Below are 4,970 nucleotides of genomic sequence, written 5' to 3'. Positions count from 1 at the left end.
CGCCGGGCGTGCAAGGCAACAAGAACAGCCGGCGGCGGCAACGGCTTTGAGCGACTGAGGCTCGGCGAACAGGACCGGGTCATTGTCCAAGTCTTCCTGGACGGCCGCATGGTCCCTGCGGCACTTGTGTGTATTCAGGCGTGAGCGGGGCGAGCCCGAATCACGCCTTCTTGGCTGCCTCCTTCATGCGTTCTTCGATGCGCTCGATCGGCATCGCACCGGGTGAGCGGGTGCCGTCTTCGAACACCACTGCCGGGGTGGAGTGGATCTTGTACTTGCGGCTCAAATCGAGGTTGCGCGCCAGCACCGCGGGGTCGCACTTGTCGTTCTGCTTGGCCGGTGTGACGCCGTCGATCATCCAGGCCCGCCAGGCCTTGGCGCTGTCTTTCGAGCACACGATGTCGCGCGACTTGACGTTCGAATCTGCACCGAGGATCGGGATCACGTAGGTGTAGATCGTCACGTCCTTCAGACCCAGCAGGTCGCGCTCGACGCGCTTGCAGTAGCCGCAGTTCGGATCGGCGAAGACCACCAGCTTGCGCTCGCCGGTGCCTTGCTTGAAGACCATCGCGTCCTTCAGCGGCAGCGAGGCGACGTCGATCATCGTCAGCTTGTCGATGCGGGCCCGGGTCAGGTCGGTCTGGGTTTGCGTGTCCAGCAGTGCACCTTCGAACACATAGGCACCGGTCTCGTCGGAATACAGGATGTCGGTGCCCAGACGCAGCTCGTAGACACCCGGGATCGGGGTCTTGCTGACCTCGTCGATCTTCGGCAGCTTGGGCATGCGATCGGCGAGGGTCTTGCGGATCGTGGCTTCGTCGGCCTGGGCCGGCGAGGTGGCCAAGGCGAGTGTGCCGATCAGCGCCAAGCTTGGCAGCACGCGAGCCAGCGGTGGCACATGGGTTTTCACAAAGATCATCTCTTTCCCTTCAGAACGGGCAGGCCAAGTGGGGCCGCGCATCGGTGAAGTGCCCACAGCACGCTACCGGACGCAGCGACCATGTGACCAGCGCTCTGGCCGAAAGTTCGGCCTGCGTTGACAACTGTTGATGATCTGGCCCTAACAGGCAGGGTGGCTGAAGGGTTCTTGAATGGGCCATCGCATGGGCCGTGCAGCCCATGCGCCGTCATGCCGCGATCCGAACAATCGTCACCGCGTCGGCCATTTCGCGCCGAGGCCGTGCCGCGCCCGATCGGCTGTTGCCAACGGATGCGGTGCGATACCAGGCGATACAGCTTGGGCGCCGGCGGCTCATAAGGCTGCGGGCGTCACCAAACTTTCGGAGCACAAGGAAACCCCATGAAGAAGATGAGTTGGATCGTGCTGTCGGCTGCCATTGCCGCGGCGATGGGCAACCCGGCCATGGCCACGCCGGCAGAAGAGCGCGCTTCGGCCGCGCAATCGAACGCGCTCGACATCCCGACCCCGCATTGCACGCCGCTGGCGGTGTCGTCGGTGATCGCCAACGGCAACGATGGCGACCTGCCCGAGAACACGCTCGACGGCCGCCTCGACACGCGCTGGAGCAACCTTGGCAAAGGCTCGTGGATCGACTATGACCTCGGCACGGTCGCCAAGGTCGGCGGCGTCTCGGTCGCATGGCACCAGGGCAACCTGCGACGCAACGACTTCGTCGTGTCGACCTCCAACGACGGCGTGCACTACAACGCCGTCTACAGCGGCAAGAGCAGCGGCACCACGGTGGATGCCGAGACCTACCGCTTCGATCCGCGCAAGGCGCGGCGCGTGCGCATCACCGTCAACGGCAACAACCTGAACGACTGGGCCAGCATCGCCGAAGCACGCGTGTGCGCTGCCAAGACCACCGCGCGCGAGGTGGTGTGGCGCGGCAACTTCGAGACCGGTGACATCAAGCAGTGGAGCCACGCTCAGATGGTCGATCCGAACCGGCTGCTGGTGGTGACCTCGCCGGTCACGCAAGGCCGCTATGCAATGAAGACCACCGTCTACCAAGGTGACGACCCGATCGACTCCAGCGGCAACCGCAACGAACTGGTGCAGATGACGAACGAAGCATCGGGCTCGGAGTACTTCTACAAATGGAGCACGATGTTCGACGCGAGCTTCCCGAGCGAGCGGCACTGGCAGCTGTTCACGCAGTGGCACCAGGCGGACGACTTCGGCGGCTCACCGCCGGTCGAGTTCTACGTCTACGGTGAAGAGATGCGGCTGAACATCGGCGGCAGCCCCGGCGTGCAGGTCTGGCAGGCGCCGCTGGTGCGCAGCCAGTGGCGCGACTTCCTGTTCCACGTCAAGTGGTCGTCCGACCCAACTGTCGGCTTCGTCGAGCTGTACCTGGACGGCAAGCTGGTGATGCCCAAGCGCTACATCGCGACGCAATACCCAGGCCAGCTGAACTACCTGAAGGTCGGCCTGTACCGCGACGAAGTCATCGAGCCGGTCGGCATCGTCTACCACGACAAGTGGACGATGAGCCGCAGCGTCGACGGGCTGCTGCCGGTGGCCGACGAGCGCTGAGCGCACTTCAACCATTGCTGTAGGACCGTCGTTGGGTCCTGGGGCCGGTGCGAACGTKCCGGCCCCGCCTTTCACCTTCGAATCACCGCCATGAACCATGCCTTCGCATGCCGACTGTTGCTGGCTGCTTTCTTCGTCTGGCCGACGCTGCAACATGCGGCCGAGCTGGACTGCGCTGCTTACACCMCGGCCGACGCCACCGCCAGCAGTGACGACGGCAGCGGCAACGTCGCGGCCCAGACGCAGGACGGCCGCTTCGACACCCGCTGGAGCGGCCCCGGCAAAGGGGCCTGGCTGCAACTCGACCTGGGTCGGCTGCAGAAGGTCGCGGCCGCCAGCGTCGCCTGGTACCTGGGCGACGCGCGGCAGTACCACTTCGAGCTGTCGACTTCGAAGGACGGTATTCATTTCGCCAAGGGTTACGCCGGCGACAGCGCTCAGAACACGGCGCTGCAGACCTATGCATTGAGCGCGGCACGGTCCGCGCGCTACCTGCGCTTGACGGTCAACGGCAACAACGTCAACGACTGGGCCTCGGTGACCGAGGCCCGCGTTTGCGCGCCCGCGGCCAAGGCGCCAGCTCCCGACAGCGGCCCACCACTGCCTCGCCAGCCCTATCTGCAGAGCGTGGGCACCGCCAGCGCGATCGTCGCCTTTCGCACCAACGCCAGCTGCACCCCGTTGATCCGTTATGGCGAGGGGCATGACACCTCGCGCGTCGCGAACGCCAGCCGCAGCGACCGCTTCCATGCCATCGCGTTGGGCAGCTTGAAGCCAGGTGCCACCTACAGCTACATCGTCGAAGCCTGCGGCTCGGTGACCGGGGTGCGCCAGTTCCGCACCGCTGAGCAGACCAACAAGGCGACGCATTTCACCGCGATGGGCGATTTCGGCACCGGCGGGTCGGACCAGGCCAGGGTGCTGGCGCTGCTGGGTCGCACGACGCGCCATGGCGAGCTGTTGCTGACACTGGGCGACAACGTCTATTCGTCAGGCACCGACGCGGAGTTCCAGAGCAACATGTTCACGCCGATGGCCGCGTTGCTGCGTGAGACGCCGTTGTTCACCGCGCCCGGCAACCACGAGTACGAATCGCCGGGCGCGCAGCCCTATCTCGACAACTTCTACCTGCCGGCCAACAACCCTGAGCGCACCGAGTTCTACTACTCGTTCGACTGGGGGGCGGTGCATTTCGTCTCGCTTGATTCGAGTTGCGCGATCGGCTTGATCGGCCCGTGTGATCGCAACCACCAGCTTGCCTGGCTGGAAGACGACCTGTCTGCGTCCACTCAACCGTGGAAGGTCGTGTTCTTTCACCACCCGCCATGGTCCAGCGGCGAGCATGGTTCGCAGTTGACGATGCGCCGGGACTAYGGCCTGCTGTTCGAAGCACAGGGCGTGGACCTGGTGCTGACCGGCCACGACCACAACTACGAGCGCAGCCTGCCGATGAAAGGCGACGTCGTGGCGCCGCCCGGCACGCGCGGCGTGGTGTACGTGGTGGTCGGCAGTGGTGGGGCTGGCCAGCGCGCGTTTCCCGGCGCGCAGCCGGGCTGGAGCGCGTATYGAGACAACCTGTTCGGTTACTTGAGCGTGCGCGCCGACACCACGTCGCTGCGGGCGCAGTTCATCGACACCGATGGCATCGCGCGCGACAGCTTCGTGATCGATCAACCGGCGAAGAAGACGTCGAGCGTCGGGAAGGCGGCCTTCGCGCGGATGCAGTCCCACAGGTAGACCGCGAAGCCGGGGTCGCCGGTCCACAGCGAGTAGCGCAACTGGCCGTATTCGCGCTCGTCGTTCGCGGTCTGGCGGATGCTGTGCATCGCGAACGCGCGGGCGCGCTCGAGCCAACGCGCATCACCGGTGCGGTCGTACAGCTTCAGGAAGGCGTAGCCGTTGCCACCGGTGCCGTGGCACAGGTTCGAGCCTTTGTTCAGCGGGCCGGCAACCCAGGTGGCCTCGCCGGCGGCGATGAGCAATTCGTCGAGCCGCGGGTCGGGCAGGTCGGCCAGGCAGATCACGAAGCCCGGCGAGCCGTGGCAGAACTGCATCAGCTTCTTCTGCGGATTCGGGCCCGGGTTGACCAGGTAGGCCGGCCAGTTGGCCAGGCCGTCTTCGCGCAACGCCGTTTTGTCGATGGTGTTGACGATCAGGTCCTGCCAGGCGGCCCCCTCTTCGGTCGGCAGCAGGTCACGGCCGCGGATCAGCACAGCGGCGGTGGCGGCAAAGCCGTGCACCGCGTCGAGGAAGGTGTACTGGCTGCCGTAGAGATCCTGATCCCAGTAGTGGCAGCCGTGCTCTTCGGACCACTTCAGCTGTGACCGCAGCTGCGCGGCGCTGCGACGGAAGGCGTCGGCAAAGCGCTGGTCGCCTGAGCGCCGGTACAGGAACAGTGCAGCCAGCATCGTGCCCGGCGAGCCCCACATCAGTTCGCGCGCAGGGTGGTCGAGGTTGCCATCGATCAGTG

4 protein-coding genes are annotated in these 4,970 nt (G+C 65.6%); 2 read left to right on the top strand and 2 right to left on the bottom strand.

What is annotated here, in order from left to right; genetic code table 11:
* Window positions 1-160 precede the first annotated feature (160 nt).
* Window positions 161-919, bottom strand: a complete 759-nt coding sequence (locus AC1DYI_RS26410) for a DsbC family protein (RefSeq protein WP_477207103.1) — start codon at window positions 917-919, stop codon at window positions 161-163.
* Between the two features lie 381 nt (window positions 920-1,300).
* Here AC1DYI_RS26410 and AC1DYI_RS26405 point away from each other — a divergent pair, with 381 nt between their 5' ends.
* Both AC1DYI_RS26405 and AC1DYI_RS26400 read left to right on the top strand, forming a co-directional pair.
* Window positions 1,301-2,500 carry a heparin lyase I family protein gene (locus AC1DYI_RS26405; protein WP_477207102.1) on the top strand — a complete coding sequence of 400 codons (1,200 nt, stop codon included), beginning with the start codon at window positions 1,301-1,303 and terminating at the stop codon, window positions 2,498-2,500.
* Between the two features lie 90 nt (window positions 2,501-2,590).
* Window positions 2,591-4,237, top strand: a complete 1,647-nt coding sequence (locus AC1DYI_RS26400; protein WP_477207101.1) for a metallophosphoesterase — start codon at window positions 2,591-2,593, stop codon at window positions 4,235-4,237.
* On the opposite strand, the gene AC1DYI_RS26395 is transcribed toward AC1DYI_RS26400, so the two are convergent.
* Window positions 4,171-4,970: lanthionine synthetase C family protein (locus AC1DYI_RS26395; RefSeq protein ID WP_477207100.1), on the bottom strand; the 800-nt coding region annotated here is incomplete at its 5' end. The two genes, AC1DYI_RS26400 and AC1DYI_RS26395, sit on opposite strands and share 67 nt — an antisense overlap.

The organism is Ideonella sp. P3_A4, assembly GCF_056403075.1.
Note: the sequence above shows the minus strand (reverse complement) of the source record. Positions and strands in the feature narration are given on the sequence as shown.

Coding starts and splice junctions, on each gene's coding strand:
- AC1DYI_RS26410 (WP_477207103.1), bottom strand. CDS start 919: ATGATCTTTGTGAAAACCCATGTGCCACCGCTGGCTCGCGTGCTGCCA.
- AC1DYI_RS26405 (WP_477207102.1), top strand. CDS start 1,301: ATGAAGAAGATGAGTTGGATCGTGCTGTCGGCTGCCATTGCCGCGGCG.